The sequence below is a fragment of the Agrobacterium sp. ST15.16.024 genome, from assembly GCF_027956545.1.
GTDB lineage: Bacteria > Pseudomonadota > Alphaproteobacteria > Rhizobiales > Rhizobiaceae > Agrobacterium > Agrobacterium cucumeris.
This window is the reverse complement of sequence record NZ_JAQKGO010000090.1, coordinates 1-321: the sequence shown is the minus strand read 5'-3', so window position 1 is coordinate 321 and position 321 is coordinate 1. Positions and strand designations below refer to the sequence as shown.

The 321-nt window shown below is 57.6% G+C and carries 1 protein-coding gene; it reads left to right on the top strand.

Going from position 1 to position 321, the window contains the following annotated elements; translation table 11 throughout:
* A partial coding sequence (locus tag PL640_RS25765; protein ID WP_271363900.1) for an NAD(P)H-dependent oxidoreductase occupies positions 1-321 on the top strand: 321 nt, incomplete at both ends.

Below are 321 nucleotides of genomic sequence, written 5' to 3'. Positions count from 1 at the left end.
GCTGGCGACCGCCCTGCCTGATGCGGAAATCCGTCGTCTGGACTGGCTCTATCCGGACGGCAAATTCAACATCGCCGCTGAGCAGGAAAGCCTGCTGCAGGCGGATGTGATTGTCTGGCAGTTTCCCTTTAGCTGGTATGGGCTGCCCGGGTTAATGAAACAGTGGCTGGACGAGGTATTTGTCCACGGCTTCGCCCATGGCTCAACGGCGAAACTGGGTGGTAAAAAGCTGATCCTCTCCTTCACCACGGGAGCGCCACAGGCGCTCTATACCGCTGACGGTTTCTTTGGCCATGCCAGTGAGGAGTATCTCCTTCCCTT